General features: G+C 65.3%; 20 protein-coding genes. 13 read left to right on the forward strand and 7 right to left on the reverse strand.

Translation table 11 applies throughout. The annotated features are described in order from the left end of the window. The 13 genes from VGN72_01070 to VGN72_01130 form a co-directional block, all read left to right on the forward strand. Positions 1 to 267, forward strand: a 267-nt coding sequence (locus VGN72_01070) for a hypothetical protein (protein HEV7297926.1), incomplete at its 5' end; no start/stop codon positions are given. Between the two features lie 92 nt (positions 268 to 359). Further along, positions 360 to 2600, forward strand: a complete 2241-nt coding sequence (locus VGN72_01075; protein ID HEV7297927.1) for an SGNH/GDSL hydrolase family protein — start codon at positions 360 to 362, stop codon at positions 2598 to 2600. After that, positions 2600 to 3160 (forward strand): hypothetical protein, encoded by a 561-nt coding sequence (locus tag VGN72_01080; protein HEV7297928.1) that lies wholly within the window; start codon positions 2600 to 2602, stop codon positions 3158 to 3160. The genes VGN72_01075 and VGN72_01080 overlap by 1 nt, the downstream gene beginning before the upstream one ends. Then, complete coding sequence (locus VGN72_01085; protein HEV7297929.1) at positions 3160 to 3702, forward strand: hypothetical protein; 543 nt, start codon at positions 3160 to 3162, stop codon at positions 3700 to 3702. Before VGN72_01080 ends, VGN72_01085 begins: the two co-directional genes overlap by 1 nt. A 28-nt stretch (positions 3703 to 3730) precedes the next feature. Continuing rightward, entirely contained in the window at positions 3731 to 4084 is a 354-nt protein-coding gene (locus tag VGN72_01090; GenBank protein HEV7297930.1) for a hypothetical protein, read from the forward strand. Positions 4085 to 4133: 49 nt separating this feature from the next. After that, positions 4134 to 4577, forward strand: coding sequence for a hypothetical protein (locus tag VGN72_01095; protein HEV7297931.1), 444 nt, complete (start codon positions 4134 to 4136; stop codon positions 4575 to 4577). Between the two features lie 61 nt (positions 4578 to 4638). Continuing rightward, positions 4639 to 5190 carry a hypothetical protein gene (locus VGN72_01100; protein ID HEV7297932.1) on the forward strand — a complete coding sequence of 184 codons (552 nt, stop codon included), beginning with the start codon at positions 4639 to 4641 and terminating at the stop codon, positions 5188 to 5190. A 20-nt stretch (positions 5191 to 5210) separates the two neighbouring features. Further along, positions 5211 to 5387, forward strand: a complete 177-nt coding sequence (locus VGN72_01105; GenBank protein HEV7297933.1) for a hypothetical protein — start codon at positions 5211 to 5213, stop codon at positions 5385 to 5387. Continuing rightward, positions 5380 to 5784 (forward strand): hypothetical protein, encoded by a 405-nt coding sequence (locus VGN72_01110; GenBank protein HEV7297934.1) that lies wholly within the window; start codon positions 5380 to 5382, stop codon positions 5782 to 5784. Before VGN72_01105 ends, VGN72_01110 begins: the two co-directional genes overlap by 8 nt. Next, complete coding sequence (locus tag VGN72_01115) at positions 5784 to 9254, forward strand: hypothetical protein (protein ID HEV7297935.1); 3471 nt, start codon at positions 5784 to 5786, stop codon at positions 9252 to 9254. The genes VGN72_01110 and VGN72_01115 overlap by 1 nt, the downstream gene beginning before the upstream one ends. Before the next feature lie 3 nt (positions 9255 to 9257). Beyond that, positions 9258 to 10118 (forward strand): hypothetical protein, encoded by an 861-nt coding sequence (locus tag VGN72_01120; GenBank protein HEV7297936.1) that lies wholly within the window; start codon positions 9258 to 9260, stop codon positions 10116 to 10118. Positions 10119 to 10120: 2 nt separating this feature from the next. Beyond that, positions 10121 to 10645: a hypothetical protein gene (locus VGN72_01125; GenBank protein HEV7297937.1), complete on the forward strand. Its 525-nt coding sequence runs from the start codon at positions 10121 to 10123 to the stop codon at positions 10643 to 10645. Then, positions 10645 to 12057 (forward strand): hypothetical protein, encoded by a 1413-nt coding sequence (locus tag VGN72_01130; protein HEV7297938.1) that lies wholly within the window; start codon positions 10645 to 10647, stop codon positions 12055 to 12057. Before VGN72_01125 ends, VGN72_01130 begins: the two co-directional genes overlap by 1 nt. Positions 12058 to 12059: 2 nt before the next feature. Here the strand turns inward: VGN72_01130 and VGN72_01135 are convergent, their stop codons facing one another. The 7 genes from VGN72_01135 to VGN72_01165 form a co-directional block, all read right to left on the reverse strand. After that, positions 12060 to 13100 (reverse strand): prepilin-type N-terminal cleavage/methylation domain-containing protein, encoded by a 1041-nt coding sequence (locus tag VGN72_01135; GenBank protein ID HEV7297939.1) that lies wholly within the window; start codon positions 13098 to 13100, stop codon positions 12060 to 12062. Continuing rightward, positions 13093 to 13383 carry a hypothetical protein gene (locus tag VGN72_01140; protein ID HEV7297940.1) on the reverse strand — a complete coding sequence of 97 codons (291 nt, stop codon included), beginning with the start codon at positions 13381 to 13383 and terminating at the stop codon, positions 13093 to 13095. Before VGN72_01140 ends, VGN72_01135 begins: the two co-directional genes overlap by 8 nt. A gap of 135 nt (positions 13384 to 13518) precedes the next feature. Beyond that, positions 13519 to 13833 (reverse strand): hypothetical protein, encoded by a 315-nt coding sequence (locus tag VGN72_01145; protein HEV7297941.1) that lies wholly within the window; start codon positions 13831 to 13833, stop codon positions 13519 to 13521. Positions 13834 to 13924: 91 nt separating this feature from the next. Next, positions 13925 to 14137, reverse strand: coding sequence for a hypothetical protein (locus tag VGN72_01150; GenBank protein ID HEV7297942.1), 213 nt, complete (start codon positions 14135 to 14137; stop codon positions 13925 to 13927). Beyond that, on the reverse strand, positions 14134 to 14805 hold the full coding sequence (locus VGN72_01155) for a hypothetical protein (GenBank protein HEV7297943.1): 672 nt from the start codon (positions 14803 to 14805) through the stop codon (positions 14134 to 14136). The genes VGN72_01150 and VGN72_01155 overlap by 4 nt, the downstream gene beginning before the upstream one ends. 136 nt (positions 14806 to 14941) lie before the next feature. Then, entirely contained in the window at positions 14942 to 15169 is a 228-nt protein-coding gene (locus tag VGN72_01160) for a hypothetical protein (protein ID HEV7297944.1), read from the reverse strand. Positions 15170 to 15644: 475 nt separating this feature from the next. Further along, positions 15645 to 16385: a hypothetical protein gene (locus VGN72_01165; protein ID HEV7297945.1), complete on the reverse strand. Its 741-nt coding sequence runs from the start codon at positions 16383 to 16385 to the stop codon at positions 15645 to 15647. Between the last annotated feature and the right edge of the window lie 296 nt (positions 16386 to 16681).

The following is a 16681-nucleotide window of genomic DNA, read 5'->3' on the forward strand; positions in this document are numbered from 1 at the left end:
ACGAACAATCACGAGACCGGCGTCACCTACCCGATCGACGTGCGGCGCATCACGATCCTGCGCAACAACATCATCGGCGGTCGCATCTACACGACGGGCCGCAACTGGGGCGAGCCCGGCGCGCAGGTCAGCCGGCAGATCGCCAGCGACTACAACCGGTTCAAGCCGGATGCCAGCGGCGTCTGCTGGCGGTTCTTCCGCACCGACATGCGGACGTTGCCGCAGATGCGGGCGTTCGGGTTCGAGGTCAACGGGGCGATCGTTTAGGGATCGACCCCAAGGCGACGGTCGTCAAGTGGGGGCGTCGGGACGGGGGAAGTGGGCGGCGTTTAAGCAGCACGACGGAGCAATGACGATCCATGCCAGCCATCCACAACAACGCAACCCGCCCTGCCTTCAACGCCATGCGCGCCAATCGCGTGGATGTCGTGATGCTATCCGACAGCAACGGGCTGTTCGGCGGGCACGGCTGGGACCACGGCTGGCAGCACGCGCTGAACCTGAAGTACAGCCTCTACGCCACCGGCTCCATGTACCAGAACGAAAACATGAGCAGCGGGTCGGGCGTGGGCTTCAACGCCCAAGTCATGCAGACCGGCAACTCGCTGCTCAGCCTGCCGTCGACCGCACTGACGGGCACCGGCTCAATCACGGCCAACGGCTTCACGCTGGCCGGCAGCGGCACGATGTTCACCACCGAACTGTCGGTCGGGCAGATCGTACGTGTCGGCAGTGGTTCGTTCGGTCGCATCGTCTCGATCACGAACGACACGACGGCAACGGTGGCACTGGCGTGGGGCGGGTCGCTCAGCGGTCAAGCGCTTTTGAAGTATGCCAAGCCGCCGGCCGAGCTGTATCAGTACATCGACTTGGGCAACGTGTCGGACGTTGGGCTGCACCCGATCAATTACTTCTACGTTGAGGCAGGAACGACCTTCAGCGCCGGCCAGAACGGCGTCATCCTCGCGTCCACCTCCCCCTTGGACGTGTCGGGGCCGCTCATCGCCCGCTGGCGCTACGGGACGTTCAACGGTGGTGCCGGATCGTTCCGGCCCGGCTTCCGCCTCGAATCGTCGCCGTTCACTGTGCTGGCGGTCCACGGCAGCGGGGCGATCTCGACCAACACCGGCGCCGTCGGCATGGCGACGGCCGAGGTGTCGCTCGCGGCGGCGAACCGAGAGGGCTTAAACCTCGGGGTGCGGTGGCGTCTCGACGGGCAGGCCCACGCGGTCGGCCCGTTCTTTGGCCTGTCCACGCGCGTCTACCGTTCCGACCGCACGGCGGGGGCCAGCCTCCATACGCTCGACTTCAAGGGCGGCAAGAGTACCCGCACGCTGGCGCTGGACGTCCAATCGGCGTCGGACGCGATGCTGACGGAGTACTTCGGCGAGGTGCGGGCGCTGCAGGCGTCGCAGTCCAAGCGACACGTCGTCATCGTCATCAACTCCGGCGTCAACGACCGCAACGAGACGGGTGCGAGCGTGGGGCCGACGCCGAACGCGACCGGCGACAGTCCCGCGGCCTACGCCGACAACCTCCAGGCGATCATCAACCGCGTGCGGGCGATCTGGACGCTGAACGGCTGGCCACTGTCGGAGCTTTACACCCTCGTGATGCCGTCGCACGCGATCAGTGCTCCCGACGATGCCGAGGTCATCACGTACCGCACCGCCGCGCAGGGCGTGGCCGACGCCAACCCGCAGACCGACGTGGTGGACCTGTCGCAACTGGCTGACTTCACCGTCATGCGAGCGAACGGCTGGTACGCGGGCACGGGCGACCGCAACCACCTGACGCAGATCGGCTACGAGGGGCTGAGCGTGCGGATCATCGACGCGCTGTCGGCGGACCTGACGTACGCTGATCTGGCGGTTCAGTCGGACCTGGACACGTTGCTGACCCGCATCCCTGGCGTCGTGCAGCCGCAGACCGGCGACGCCTACGCCAAGGCGGTAGAGGCCAAGGACAGCGCCGACGCGGCTGCACGACCCGGTGACGCGATGACGCTGACGGCCGCGGCATGGCATACGGGTGGCGAGATCATCGAAGGTCACCTGCTCGACGAGGGCGACGGCCAGATGCTGGTCAACATGCTCGTCGGCGCCATCGGCAACAGCAACGTGGACGAACTGTCGCTCGTCGCCGCCATCCGCGCCGACATCGAACGCACGGGCGGCACGCTGGCGCTGACGTACACGGCCGCGGAAGGTGCGCGAACCATCGCCTCCAACACGTTCGACGCGGTGGGGGAGATCGACCTTACCGGCCTCGCGATGGAAACGACCGCTGAGGCCGCGCGCGTCGCAGCGGTGGATGCGAAGGCGGCGGCGGATGGGATCGATGCTGCCCCCGACCTGCGCGGGCCTGGCGCATCGTTGGTGACCATTCCCCTGACCGTGGACGGCGCACCCCTGGCCGACGCCGACGTCTGGATTACGAGCGATGCGGCGGGCGCCAACGTCATCGCCGGCACGCTGCAGACCGACAGTGCGGGCGAGGCGACGTTCCTGCTGGACGCGGGGTTGACGTACTACGTTTGGGCGCAACGCGATGGCGTGAACGCGATTCGGGGTCACTCGTTTGTTGCGGTGGAGGACTAATGGCGATTGAACCGATCGACACGACGGCGGCGGAGGGGATTGAGGATACCGACTGGCACTACGGCACGCTCGCGAGCGTCGCCGACTTCGTGCGGCAGCAGAACCTGTCGATCATCAGCCCGAACGGCGATGGGACGATAGACGCGACCCGCGTGCGCCGTGACGGGCTCGACAGCGACGCCTACTTCAACGTGTCGATGCGCGGCGGCGTCTACGTGGTGCCGATCACGGTCGATGACGTGGCGCTGCCGGACCTTCCCGACACGCACGAGACGAAACGCTACTTCAACTCGTTATCCGATTGGGACGTGGCGGCTAGGCTCAACGATCATCGCATGGTGTTCGGCGGCGGCAACCCGGCGGATATCGACAAGATGATGGGCGTGCTACGCGAACGCGTGGGGGCGGAGCTGGCGTTGGTGAAGTCGGGTGCCCGCGTGCTGGTGGCCGACCGGGTGCCGGTGGTCGCGAGCACAGTGGGGGTGTTTCAGTTCCCCGAAATCGATCGGCGTGGCGGGTGCCGTTCTCGCGGTGGCGAATTCAGCAGCGGAGGTTGGTGATGCCCCGCACGTACCGTAGCGAACTTGTACAGGCCATTTACGCTGCCGTCGGCGATAGCGCGCCCCTCGTGGCGACGCTGGCCAGCGTGCTGCCTGGCGCGCAGGTCCGCGTGCTGAAGGACAATCGCACGTCGCGGATCATCCGCCTCACGCTCGGCCCGCCCGGCGGGTTCCCCGTCATTCAAGTGCGCACGGGCAACAGCGACAGCGGCGACATCTTCCCGACGCCGGAGACGTATCAGGCCGAGGCGGATGTCGAACTGACTGATGACGTGCGCCGCCAGGCCGAGGTCAACGTCGAACTGCTCTACGACGCCAACGCGCAGTCGCCGATCGACGACGCAATCCGCGACCAAATCGAGACGCACGCGATGGCCGCGGTCGCGGGCCTTGGCCCGAAGGTCATCGACGGCCTGGGCCGCATGACCTACCGTCGCACGCAACGAATCAAAGAGACGATGAACGGCGTCGCGGTCGAACTGACCCGCATCGTCATCACTGCCAACTTCATCATCGAAGGCAGCGCGACGCTGCCCGATTAACTGCCCCTCTCACAACCAGGAGTCCACTATGCCCCGGAATACCCGATGGGCCGCCATCGTCACGTTGCCAGCCGGCGGCCAACGCCGCGTCGGTTTCATGTACAGCAAGCCCGACGCCACCGAAGAGGAAGTGCGTCATCACACGACGTTCATCGCGCCGCTGCCGTTGTTCCGCGGCCAGACGGACGAGAACGTGAAGTTCTACGGCCCGTTCGCCAGCACGGCCGAAGAGGTTGCCGCGACGACCGCCGCCCTCAAGACGTCGTCCCTCAACGCCAAGGTCAAGACGCCCAAGGCTCGGAAGCTTGAGGGCGTCCCCGACATCGACCCCAACGCGCAGCCGGTGGCCGACGCGACCAAGGGCGACACAGCCGCCGAGTAGTCCACCATCCCCGTTCGACGACCCAGTAACAAATTAGAGGAGCATCACCATGGCACTTACCCCCATTCGCGCCACGACCGGCGAGGCCGACTTCACCTTGACCGAGGAGGGCGGCGGCGGCACGCCCGTGTCGTACGCCAACATCGTCCGCGGCGTCACATTCCGCCAGGAGGCGAGCGAGGAGAACGAGAACGTCTACGCGAACGAAGCATCGGGCGGCGATTTCTCGCTCGGTACGCCGATCACCCGCGCGACCGTCCGGTATCAGTTGAAGTACGGGGCGGCCGCCACTGCTCCGTTTTATCCGATCGAGGACTTCCAGAACCGCGGGTTCGTGAAGACCTTCGCCGTCGGGTGTTCGATCAGCGGGACGATCACCTTTACCAGTAGTCAGATCAGCGACGATTCCGGCGTCTCGCGCCGTGAGGGTAACGAGGCCACCGCCCGCCTCAACGGCGCGCAGGTGTTCGCGTGGGACGAAGGCACGCCGTAATCCGGTCTGACTTGATTCCCCCGCCTCACCTCCCCCTCCCTCCCCCTTCGGAGCTTCCCCTATGTACGACTTCACGTCCGGCGCTTCGGCGCCGGTGCCGGTCCGCGTTGATGGCGCGCGGACCTACCAGGTCCAACGGTTCCTGCTGCCCGAGTTCGAGGCGCGCGTCGCGTCGTCGCGCCAACGGCAGATCGACGAGTTCACCGAGGGCATGAGCAAGCACGAGCGTGCTCAGTTCCTCGCGTTGACCCCGCCCGTTCCGGTGGACATCTACGCCGTGTGGAAGGAACTCGTCACGCCCGAGGGCATCCGTCACGTCATCCAGACGTGCATGGCCAAGTCGGGCGTTCCACAGGCGGACATCGACATCGCCCTGCGGAACGACCCGATGATCCTCCGCCGGCTGGCTGACGACCTGTCGTCGGCCGACGCCACGATCGCCGAACTGGAAGGCCAAGCCGAACGGGGATTTGAACCGGAGGCGGGGGACAGCGCCCCAAAACCGCCTTCCGGCGGGCCTACTACCGCCGGCTCCACTCCCTCGCCCGAGACTGGGGCGCAGACCTCGACCGGTTCTACGCCGCCCAGTACGGCACAGATCCAAGCCGCCTGACCTTCCTTCAGTTCCTACGCATGGCCAGCGGTGCCGAACGGGTGCTGAGCCTGCGAGCGCTGTTGGCGACGGGAACCAAGCAACGGCTCGACAAGATGGACGATGAGGCGACGGCTAAACGCGACGAGGCGATCGCCGCCATCGAACGGGCGTGCGGTGAGATCCCACCGGAAGACGAGGACGACGACGATGAATGAGGATTTCGTCGAGAACATCATGGCGGACGTCAACGCGGCGGCGGAACGGGCAATCCGTCCCGCCGTCGCTGACGTTTATGAGGGCGTGCGCGAGGCCGTCTCGGTGCCGGTCGGATACGCGCAGGGACCGCGTGGTGGCGTGATGGTGGTAAGGAGTCTCCCCGGCGAGGCTCCAAGGAAGGAACGCGGGGTCTACCGGGATTCGTGGCAGCAAGAGGTGGCGGTCGACGGTGACCGCGTAGAGGGCACCGTGTTCACCGACGACATCCGGGGGCTCTGGTTCGCGGAAGGCACGAAGGTGGGCGGCGTGACGCGCATGGCCCCCCGTCCCCACGGCGAGCAGCAGTTCAATGAGGTCGCCCCGTCCCTCCCGGCCCGCGTGGCGGAGAACCTGTAATGGCAGAACAGCAACACGTCTACGAACTCAAGTTCGTCTCCGACTCCGCCGACGTCCGGTCGGACCTGGCGGAGCTGCGCGAGGATGCCGCCAAGGGCGTCAACGTGCCGCTGCGGACCGGTTCCGAGGCGGGCGAGAACGGCGGCCGTCGACCGCCCCGCGATGGCCGTAACACGCCAGCCACGCCCGACGATGGCCCGCCACCGCGGCGGTCGGACCCGCCCCGGCAGAACGCGCCCCAGCAGTTCAACGCCGACTTCGCGCAGCGGTTCGACCGTTCGCTGCGCGCCACGTTCAACACGTTCTCCGTGATGCTGGCGACCCTTGAGACGATCCAGCAGGGTACGGGTGGCGTCGACCTCAACACGTTGAAACAGCGGGTCGAGGTCGCCAAGGGCCGCGTCGCGGCACGGTTGGGCGGCGAGCCCATCACCCGTGCCAGCGTGGCCCGCGAGATCGTCGAACGCGTAGCCGAGGTGGTCGAACCCGTCCGGTCGCGCCGTACCCAGATGCCGGACGTGCGCCGGGCGGTCGAGTATGCCCGCCAGAGCGATGACCCGGCCCTCCGACGTTTGGCGACCCAGTACGACGACCCGCGCGAGTTGGGCATCGCCAATGCCGAGCGACGGAGGACTGCGACAGTTGAACCAACGGCAGTGCCGCGTCGGCGCCGTCGGCAGCCCGTGGTGGAGGCAGAGGCGTTGCCGGAAGACGTGCCCCCGGCCCCGTCCGCGCGCCCTGCGCGTCGCCGCCAGCGAGCTGCGATTGAACCGGACAGGGCCGACCGCCCACAGCGCGCCACCGAGGCGTTGCCCGAAGACGTGCCGCCTGCGCCACGCCCGGTGGCCGCACCGCCGCGCCGCGCAGAACGCGAGCCCGCCCGGCGCGATCCGGCCACCGGGCGATTCGTTGCCCGCCCGCAAAGGGCGCGTGACGCGCAGGGACGGTTCCTGCCGGTCGAACGGATGCTGGGCCCGGAGAATCGCCCACCCGAATGGAATCCGCCGTCCCCCCCGTGGGACGGCGACGCATGGCGACGGGAAACGGCCCAGCGCGCTGCACAGTTCGGCATGGACCCGGACACGCTGCGGGCCAGGGAGAGCATCGGCGGGCGGATGACGCCCGAATTGGCGTCGCGGTACATCCGTCCTGTGGATCCCCGGCAGTCCGAATGGTTGCGCGGCCCGCAGCGGCCGCAGGAGCCGGCGGAACTGGCTGACCCGCGGGGGCTACCCGCCTTCACCGGTCGACGCCGGGAGTTCGGACCGCAGCCGCGACCCATCCCCGTGGCGGTGGATGCCGGGCAGGCACGCGCCGAGTTGTCGAAGGTCGAGGCCCAGGTAACCCGCGTCCAGAACGCGCGACCGACGGTGAGAGTGGGGGCAGACGGTGCGCCCACGCGACGGAGCGCAGGTCCGGACCTGGCGGGCAACCCGGCTGCGTTGTTCGATCGCCGCGACATCCGGCGCAACGCGCAGTTCTTTGATGCCACGATTGCCGATCTATCCCCGCGCCAGCAGCTAAAGCGGGTGCGAGAGCGGTTAGAGCAGGTGGGCCCGGGCGGGCAGCCGCCGGCGCCGAACGATCCACTGTTGCCAGAGTTCACGCGGTTGAAGCGGCGGGAGGATGCGCTGCAGGCGCAGCGGGGATTCGGGCGTTTCCTGACGCAGGAGAACTTGGGCAGGGTCGCCGCCGTTGGGGCGGGTGCTCAGATCGCCGAGACGCTTTTCGCGTCTAGCAACGTCCTGTTTGACACCGGCCGCGGCGCCGATCGGTTTAGCATTCAAGGCCAGTTGGCGGCCCGCCGGTCTGGCGAGCAGGTGCTGCGCGGCATTCCGCTGATCGGTGGGGCGCTGGCGGAAGGTCGCGGGTTCCTCGACCGTCTGACGGGGCAGGCGACCGAGCAGCAGATTCAGGATCGACTCGCTTCGGCGCAGGCGGGGGATGAGTTGACGGCCCTGCGTCGTTCGCGTGGCGAGGCCGCCGAGCGTCGGGCCACGTTCGACCTCGGTGACACGGCACGCCGACGGCTCGAGATCGAACAACGACGCCGGGCCGTGGTGAACACGGCTGGCGACCAACTGTCGGAAGTCTCGATCCAACTGAATGAGATCACGCCACCGGGCCGGCAGGTGCTGCTGTCGCGCGAGCAGGCACAGAAGCGCGACGACCTGCTCGCGCGGCGGAGCGAACTTCAGCGACAGGCCGCCGAAGGCAATGACCAAGCCGCGTTTGAGATCCGACAGCTGGCCATCGAGCGGGGCGACCGTAACTTCGCTCTCGACGCATCGTCGCGCGGCCAATCCACGTACAGCGTGCAACGCGAACTGCTGGAACGCAGGCGGCCCCGTGGCGATCAAGACGCGCCGCTCGAGATGCAGGCGTTGGACCGTACCGAACGGCGATCCAACAATGCCATCGCCCGACGGTTCGACCAGGGCACCGACGCATCGGCCTTGCAACGGACCGGCTTCACGCGCCAGGCTGCAGAGGCTCGAGTTAATCAGCAGTTCGATGAACAGGTGCGCGAGGCGGCGAAGAACCGCACGGCGCCGGGCGGGGAGGGTGCGCTGGACGCAATCCGGAAGGCCCGCGAGGAGGCCATCAAGGTGGCAGTGGGGGAGGTGGATAGGGCGGCGATGCAATTCTACGGGCGGGTCGACGCCTCCCGACTGACCCGCCGGGGCTTTGGTGCCGCCGCGGCGCTGTTGGACGTCAGTACGCAGTTCCAAGCCACGACCCGCGGCATGGACCGCAACAGCGACGCCTATCGGCAGGCCGTGGCCGCGCGCAACGAAGGATTCTCCCTCGTCAACGAGCAGCAGCGCCGGCAGAACACGTTGGGCCGCGCCGACTACGAGGCGGGGGCGCTCCGGCTCAACCGCAACCCGCTGGCGGCCCAGCTACGTGAGAACCAGGGGCAGATCGACGCCGAGGTGGGTAATCGTCCGTGGTACTCGCCCGACGCCATGCGTGCCCGCATGTTCGGCGAGCAACGACGGCGGATGATCCTGCAGCAGGACGCCGACCAAACCCAATCGCTGGGGATTAACCTGACGGGGCGAGAACGCCAGCAGGCGGCGATACGCAACCGCGACCCGCTCGGGGCGCAGGCCGCGGGGATCGTGGCGTCGACGCGGGAAGAAGAATTGGGGTTGAGGCGCGCGGGAAGGGGGGCGGAGGCGGAGCGGGTGAGGGAGCTGGGCATCGGCCAACTCGACCAGACGCGCGACGACTACCTGCGCGGCTTCCGTGGCGAACAACGTGACCTGCGTCTGTTCGACACCAGCAACGCCCACGACGTGGAAGATCCGGCCAGCGTGCTGCGGACGATCGCCGACGCGAAGAACGAACTCGGCACGGCAGCCAAGCCTGCGGGCGATGCGGTCACCGTCCAACTTTCGGACGAGGCGATTTCCTCGCTGGTCACCGGCATCGGCAATTACCTCACCAACCTTGTGAAGAACTAAACCATGCCCACACTGAAGATAGACACGGTCCGAGGGTCCAGTCTGGAAGCGGTCGACGGCGTGGGCACGCGCCTGATTCGCACGGCCATCGTTGACGACATCGACCTTGCCAGCGGCAACGATCCCGAAGCCCTGATCAAGGTGCTCTCTGTGACCGGGATGCCGCAGTTGAAGGACGCGTTGCCCGGCCAGCCATCGATGTTCCTGCGCCGAACGATCGTGCGGCCGTCACTGACGCGATGGCGACGGGCATATGTGGACCTCGAGTACAGCAACGAGTTCGGGCTGATCCCCACGGCCTACATCGTCCGCGACGACGCCTTTCTTCAGCAGGTGGAAACGAACCTCATCCCCGGCACGTTCGTGCCGATCCGGGTCAACTGGCAGAACCCATCCGAGGCCACCGAAAAGGTACCGGCCGACAACATCACCTTCAGCTTCGGCATTCCCATTCGTGCCATTTCGATTTCCGGCCTCGCCTACGGTTCCCCCAACACGTACCAGGGGAGCGTCGGCATGGTGAACGCGGGGACGTGGGCGGGCAAGGCGGCGGGGCACTGGCGCCTGGACCGGTACGCCAGCGAAATCAACAAGCAAGAGGGCACCTATACGTACAACGCGATGGCCGTCTCGCGCGCGTACGGGGACTGGTCCGAGTGGGGCGTGCTCAGGAATCAACAGACCGGCCGTTACATCCCCATCGCATCTGCAGACCGGACGGCTGCCCTTGCGCTCGCCTACAGCTACGGCATCATCTACCCGACCGCGACCCCCGACACGAGCAACAAGGGATTCGTCCGCGTCGGCCCGTACCAGACGACGAACTTCGAGACGATCTTCGGGTTCACCGACCCCTACGCATAGCCATGTACAAACAAGCCAACATCGCCAAACGCGGCCCCGGGCTCGCGTCGACCCACATCACGAACGAACTGGCCGAACATGCCAACGGCAACGGGCCGCCGTTCCACGTCGGACAGGTGGCGGGGGACGATCCCTTTCCGCGGCGCGACATCGTGCTGGTGAAACTCACGTCTGCGGCAACCGGCGTGGGCCGCTACAACGGTCGCATGAGTGACATGGTCATCAACCTTGAGGCCACCGGCGCCCTTGCCGAAGCGAACCTCGGCACGTTCGCCACCGCCGACGATACGATCGTCTGGCTCATGAGCGACGCGGCGCAGTCGTCCAACAGCGTGACGACGTTCAGCCCCGCGCCGTACGTGCTCGGCTGGCTCGTCGACACGAACGATGCGGGGAAGAAGATCGTGATTGTTCCGAGGGGGGGCGGGGGCAGCCTGCCTTCCGGCACGGGCCGTTACAAGGTAGTTCAAGTCATCGACACTCTTAGCCCGGGCACGCTGGGCATCGACTACCTGAGGTTCCCGTAATGCCAATCCCCGACTGGAATCACGTTTGGACTGAGGATGACGCGCATCTCGCGGTACAGGATCAGCAGGTTGCGCAGATGTTCGCCGACGCCGCCGCCGAACGGATGCGGTACAGCGGTGGCAACAATAGCCCATACGAGCGCGCTCTTAGCCTCACCCCGTGGGCACCAGTTGACCCGCTCTACCCGGCGTCCGGCGCTGACACCATGGCATGGTGGAAGGCGCTACAGATTCGCATTAACAACATGAAGGCGTATTGGGTCATTGCCCACGACGACGAAGGGGAGGAAATCGACTACACCGGGCGCACCGGCATCGACACATGGGATAGCCAGATGGTCGACCCGTTTAACTGGGTTGGACCCCACGACGTCGGCCAGCCTCGTACCAGTTCGCTCCCCGGTGGCACGAGTAGACCGTTTCCGCCGACGCCAGGGGCGAGCAGTCCGATAGGCTGGCGGCGAGTCTATGCCCGCACGATTCAATCGCTTTCCGACACCGGCTCGGAAGGGTGGGTCGCACGATTTGAGGCGACCGGTTCAACACTGCTGGCGGAACGACCACTATCGGGGAAATACTACACCCGCATCGGCGGCGTGTGGGTTGAAACACCAGAGGCGATCGATCCGGACCACATCGAAGGATTCGGCCTCATCCAGACGGGCGACTACTGGGGCGCGCACATCCTTAACGATCTGCGTACCGCTCTAAATGTGATGGTGTGGACGTTCGGCGTAGTCGATTGGACGCTGCCGGTATCGCCGCCGTCGCGTAGCGGTCGCAGAGGATCGCCGCCGCTTGCCAGCGGGCCGACAGGCGACTTTGTCGACAGTGACTTTACGGCAGTGAGGTCGAGCGCTACGAGTCTCTTCAATAGTACGGCAGACTTCCCGAGCGACCGACCGATCAAAGTTGGGCGACTCACCTGCCTGCCTAAGACGTCATTCAACTCCGCGAGGGTAGGCGCAAGCACGATATCCACGTTCAAGTATCCGTTCATGAAGGCGTTGAAGCCGCCACACATCGCCGGGCATGGTTCATTTGAGGCGCAGATCTACTCCTCCAACTCTCGGATAGGAGAGATCGATTCAGTCGGTAACATCAGTAACACAGTTTACGATAACTACGGCATGTATGACGCGGAAGTGCTGCCTGGATTCTGGTTTGCTTTGGGCGACCATATCGATGAGGGCGACATAGTATCTAAGCCGTCAACGCTGAACTACAACGGATACCTAGGGCCCGTGTACGGCGACACGTCGATGACGCAGCCCGCGTGGCCGTCACCGCCGTTCCCGACACCCAACACGCTCAATGCTAACAATTACGACTACAGCTACGGTATCCAAGCTGGCGACCCGTTAGCGGTGATAAAGTTCAATGTGGCCGGCGGCTTCCTCTATCAAGAGTAATGCTACTCGCTGCGCGTCAGCGTGCCGTTGTAGCGGTTGACGAGCAGCAGCAGGCCGTTGTCGGATAGCCAGTTCTCCTCAGTCAGTTCATCGGCGGCGGGCGTGGCAGCGTATGGGCCGATCGGATAGCGCGTGTCTTCCTCTGTGCCGGGTGCGTTTAAGAACGGCTCACGCTCGTACATCATGACGGCCGTGTGACCTTGCAGCCGTGGGCTCTGGACGCCGGGGAACACGGGATCGGGATTGCGAGGAATGCGTTGTCCGGTAGACAAGCCGATCAGGTCGCCAAGGGGCGTACCGGCCTGGATCGCGTAGCTGTCCGTCGATAGCTGGCCGTTGGTGTTGAACAGGACGATTCCGGTTCTCAGGAACCGATCGTTGTTCGTCACCACGCCCTGCGGATCGTTGACCAGCTGAAGTCCGATGCCCGGCTGAAGGTACTCAATATCCGCGTCAAACAGTTCAAGCGTGAGGGGCGGGGCTTCCTCCCAAAACGTGTTCTGGACCGCCGGCGGGTTCGGCGGGGCGTTTCCTGTCGTGCTGCTGGGAATATCCACTCGCGCGATGTAGCGGCGCGTGACGAACTTGCGATCGACGGGGCGTGCCGCACCTGTCGCGGAGTCAGGCGCATTGCCCACGCTCGCCTCATCAGCATCATTGCCCATCGCGCCGCCCGCGTTGCCCGTGTCCCATCCTGCGTAGTAGACCATTTGCCCGGCGGCATAACTGACGGTCTGACCGGCCGCGGCAGTCGTCGTCCACTGGTGGTAGTCTGATTCGCCACTTGTCGCGTCACCTGAGACGATCGCCATTGCCGTGCGTTCGTTGTCGCGGTCGAAGTAGAACGCAACGCCCATCGTCCGTTGCTGGTTAATCGCCTCGCTGCGGGCGCGACCGAGCAAGGCGCCGACGATGTTCTGCCCGGCATCCACGCTGCGGTTGCCCGTGATGAAGTTGAACGCCGGCAGGGCCAGCGCGATCAGAATCACGATCAGGCTGATAACGACAAGCAACTCGGTGAGGGTGAAGCCGCGCCTACGCATCTTTGCCTTTCGTTTCGACCGCGAAGCCGTGGCTACGCCGCTCGGAAATGGATTGCCACAGGCGACGCTCGTTGATCCAGCTCAGGATGACAAGGGCGACGGCCCCGGCAACGAACACGTACATCATGTGCAGGCTGATGGCGAACTTATACCACGACACGAAGGCCGCAATTCCAATCCCGCCCGCCACCAGACACAGCAGCAGGTTTACCCGCCGCTGGCCCGCCACTTCCCGAATATTCTTGTCAACGTCCATCCGGGGGGAATAATACGCGATGTCCATCAACTAATGGTAGCACAACGCCAAGAGGCCAAGAGGCGACCCCTTATAAGGTCGCCTCTTTCGCGTAATAGGTGGCGTGGCAGTGACTTAACTCGCAATCCTCAGCAGCGGCTGCCCCTTCGGGCGTGGTAGGGGTTAAAGGGCAGCGTTCACTCTTGCTTCGTACGCCAGCAACACCTTCTTCAGCTTTGCGCCGCCGAGCGTGCCCGAGTACTCACAGGTAACCAGTTTCTCATTGGCGATCGGCAGGAACCACCGCGGGATCGCCGAGCAGGGCCGGGGCAATCCCGTTGAGCACTGCGGCTCAGTGGACCTGTTCGGCATCGGAACGCTATCGGCCTCGCGCGGGCCAGCCGTGGCAGAGCACGCGATGACGATCGAGGTTCCGTCCGCCTCAGGATCGGGATCGACGACGATGATCGGCCGGCGCTTGTCGGTGTCGCCGTCCAAGGGCGGACAATCGTCCCACCAGACAATTAGCCCATGCCTGGGTTTGATGGCGATTGGTTTGGGTGGTGTGTTCCCCCGCAACGCTGCTGGCTCAAATTTGGGCGCGGTTGATCAGCTTTGCGGCGTTGGCCTGGGCCTTGCGCATCGCGTCGGCACGGTTGGCCTTCAACCGGTCCTTCACCTGCCGCAGGGTCGGCTCTTTAGTCCGCTCTTGGCGGTGCGCAGTAAACTCGGTCTCAACGAGGATCACGGCATCCTCCGAGAAAGTTTCACACGCGGCGTTGTGTAGGAGCATTGTGTTCATGGCAGTTCCCCAACTTTAGGCCCTTTGATCACAATAGTCGTCTGGGCAAACGGCGATCCGCCGTGCTCGGCACTGAAAAGGTACCTTCCGGGGGTCGTGATTTCAAATGGGGGAATTCTGATGATCAGCGTGTGCGTCTCAAGCGGATCACTCTTGGCGGGTGATTTTGCCTCCATTCCAAAGATAACATCGTCATCCTCGTTGCGGAAGTTTAGCTTGATCTTTTGACCCCCGTACACATTCGACCACCGTATATACGCTACATACGGACCAATGATCGCTGGCAGCTGCAATAATTGTACGCCCCCGATGACGCCCTGAAGGATGTGCTTGCCCCGTATCGTGCTCCGCAACACGTCGTCACAGAGCAAGAGACAGCTGTTCATCGGTGCTTCAAGCGAACTCTTCCCCACCTTGCGCCGCTTAGCCATGGTGCGATTCTGCGCGAGGAAGTGGTTCTCGTCCAGCGTCCCCCGCAATCCCAGCCCCATCCGACCCGCCCGGAACCCCTTGAACCAGTAATCGCCCCGCGTCGTGCGAGCCACGGGCGCCGGGCGCCGTTTGTCATCCCACCTCAAATCCGTAACCGTTACGTTTTTGACGCCGGCGCCCTCAGCCTCCCCCTCTGCCTCCCCCTTACCGGCACCTCCACCGGGCACTCCCGACACCTGCGCCGCTTGTAGTGCCCGCCAGCCGGGTTGTACGGCCTCTCTAGCGGCCATGGCGCGTGATGCCCGCACGCCAGCACGTCGTAGGCGGTGCGGCCCTGGGGGACGGTGCGGAGGACGGCGCGGAGGGGGTGGGTCATGGGGCGACCAGCAATATCCGGCGTGGATAGGACGGGTGGAAAGTCGTACCTGGGAAGGTCACAAGTAGCCCGCCATCATAAAGCGGCGCGCCGGCGAGAAGGGATCGAAGGTAGGCATCGCGGGTTTCGTCCGACCCGAACTCCAGCCACAGCCGGGGCCGCATGTAGGTCTGTGTCGGTTCTTCCTCAACTAAGTCAAACGGCGCGGGATAGTCAATCGCCATAATCGTCATCCTACCCTTCCCGCCCGGCGATGCCCGGCCGCTTTACGCTACGCCGTAGGGTCAAGTACGCGATACACAAGTCACCAGTCGCACCACAGCACGTCCTCCACCCTTACCCCGTCCCGGTGCCACACGTAGCAACGGACGTAGCGCCACGGCTCGCGGCGGGGGCGGAAGAGGAAGAGGAGGCGGGCGATCATCGGTGCCCCATCAGGCTAGGCGTGACGACCTCGGACAGATACCATTTCCGCATACATGGCAGAACGCGGCTCAATGGCGGGAACCGGCCAGGCTCGCCCGTGTGAGCCGCCATTTCGACCGCGCCAGCATCTAGGCATTCTTGGCACCGATGCTCTAGCCGTTCGTCTACGGTGCCGCAGTCGCCACAGAATTCCGTGTTGCACCGTTCGCAGCAGATGAACTGTATCGCGCCATCCTCGCCGCATCGCTTGCAATAGCGTTCGCTAATCATGGTTCACGCTCCCTTCTCTTCCGTGGTGGGCGTGGCTGGGGCAAGGGCGGCGCGGGCGCGAGCGCCGGGCATTCCCGTTGCGTCGTACCCGTCCACACTGCACAGGTTAGCGTAGGAGTCGGTGGACGTGTCTGGCGCAGCAGGCAGGTAGTTGCGGGGCTCCGCGTACCATTCCACCGCCCCCCTCAACCTCTGCGCCACCATGTGCGCCGGTTCCGTCTGTTCCTCCGAGCGTCGGACGCCAAGGGCGAACTTCACGTTTTCCAACTGGTGCGCGGCCCCGGCCTGCGTCGTACGGATGCGCAGCAGTTCGGCGTCGCGGACTCGGACTGACTCCCTCAACCGTTCCACCTCTGCCCGTGCCACGTCCCGTTCGGCCTCGGCACGGGTGGCGCGGGCGTCCCGGTGCGCCAGTTCGGCGGCGATGTCGCCCTTGGCGTGTAGCCCTTCGCGCGTCATGGCATGGACGTGTGCCACGTACAGTTCGCCCAACTCTTCGATGTCGCGACGGGCGTAGAGGTTGCCCGCTGGCGAGGATGGAGCGGCATCGGCCTTCTGGTCGTAGAAGTGTTCTTCTTTGGACTTGCCGCACCTCGCACAGGTTCCGCGATCGCCGCGCGACGAACGCCTCTCTGCATAAAAGCTGTGTTCAATCGGGCAGTGAAGAACTTTCACCGGCGGCACGGACTCCCCCGCCGCCCCGTGCCGCACCTCGTGTCCGGTCGTATCGCGTTCGTCAGACACAACCGGCGTTGGTTCGGCTGGGGCAGACACAAGGGGTGCGGGCCGATGTTCTTCCGGCCCGTAGTCCGATCCCGCCTGCCCTGGTTCATTGCTCCCGGTGCAGGCCAGCCAGTGCGCCGTCGCGCGGGGACACCGCTTGTTGCCGCATGTGGGGCAGACCAACATCCGGGGCGGCATCGCGAGCGAGGCATTGCGTTCCACCTCTACGCAACGGGCACAGTCACAGCCCAGCACACGTTCGGCGGGCGTCGTCTCATCGGGCATCGGGGTTCTCCGGTAGGGGGCTGTCGGGCGCA

The organism is Tepidisphaeraceae bacterium (assembly GCA_035998445.1).
Classification (GTDB): Bacteria; Planctomycetota; Phycisphaerae; order Tepidisphaerales; family Tepidisphaeraceae; genus DASYHQ01.

Bases quoted from the DNA above. Each gene is read 5' to 3' on its own strand.
- VGN72_01075 (HEV7297927.1), top strand. From the start codon at position 360: ATGCCAGCCATCCACAACAACGCAACCCGCCCTGCCTTCAACGCCATG.
- VGN72_01080 (HEV7297928.1), top strand. From the start codon at position 2,600: ATGGCGATTGAACCGATCGACACGACGGCGGCGGAGGGGATTGAGGAT.
- VGN72_01085 (HEV7297929.1), top strand. From the start codon at position 3,160: ATGCCCCGCACGTACCGTAGCGAACTTGTACAGGCCATTTACGCTGCC.
- VGN72_01090 (HEV7297930.1), top strand. From the start codon at position 3,731: ATGCCCCGGAATACCCGATGGGCCGCCATCGTCACGTTGCCAGCCGGC.
- VGN72_01095 (HEV7297931.1), top strand. From the start codon at position 4,134: ATGGCACTTACCCCCATTCGCGCCACGACCGGCGAGGCCGACTTCACC.
- VGN72_01100 (HEV7297932.1), top strand. From the start codon at position 4,639: ATGTACGACTTCACGTCCGGCGCTTCGGCGCCGGTGCCGGTCCGCGTT.
- VGN72_01105 (HEV7297933.1), top strand. From the start codon at position 5,211: ATGGCCAGCGGTGCCGAACGGGTGCTGAGCCTGCGAGCGCTGTTGGCG.
- VGN72_01110 (HEV7297934.1), top strand. From the start codon at position 5,380: ATGAATGAGGATTTCGTCGAGAACATCATGGCGGACGTCAACGCGGCG.
- VGN72_01115 (HEV7297935.1), top strand. From the start codon at position 5,784: ATGGCAGAACAGCAACACGTCTACGAACTCAAGTTCGTCTCCGACTCC.
- VGN72_01120 (HEV7297936.1), top strand. From the start codon at position 9,258: ATGCCCACACTGAAGATAGACACGGTCCGAGGGTCCAGTCTGGAAGCG.
- VGN72_01125 (HEV7297937.1), top strand. From the start codon at position 10,121: ATGTACAAACAAGCCAACATCGCCAAACGCGGCCCCGGGCTCGCGTCG.
- VGN72_01130 (HEV7297938.1), top strand. From the start codon at position 10,645: ATGCCAATCCCCGACTGGAATCACGTTTGGACTGAGGATGACGCGCAT.
- VGN72_01135 (HEV7297939.1), bottom strand. From the start codon at position 13,100: ATGCGTAGGCGCGGCTTCACCCTCACCGAGTTGCTTGTCGTTATCAGC.
- VGN72_01140 (HEV7297940.1), bottom strand. From the start codon at position 13,383: ATGGACATCGCGTATTATTCCCCCCGGATGGACGTTGACAAGAATATT.
- VGN72_01150 (HEV7297942.1), bottom strand. From the start codon at position 14,137: ATGAACACAATGCTCCTACACAACGCCGCGTGTGAAACTTTCTCGGAG.
- VGN72_01160 (HEV7297944.1), bottom strand. From the start codon at position 15,169: ATGGCGATTGACTATCCCGCGCCGTTTGACTTAGTTGAGGAAGAACCG.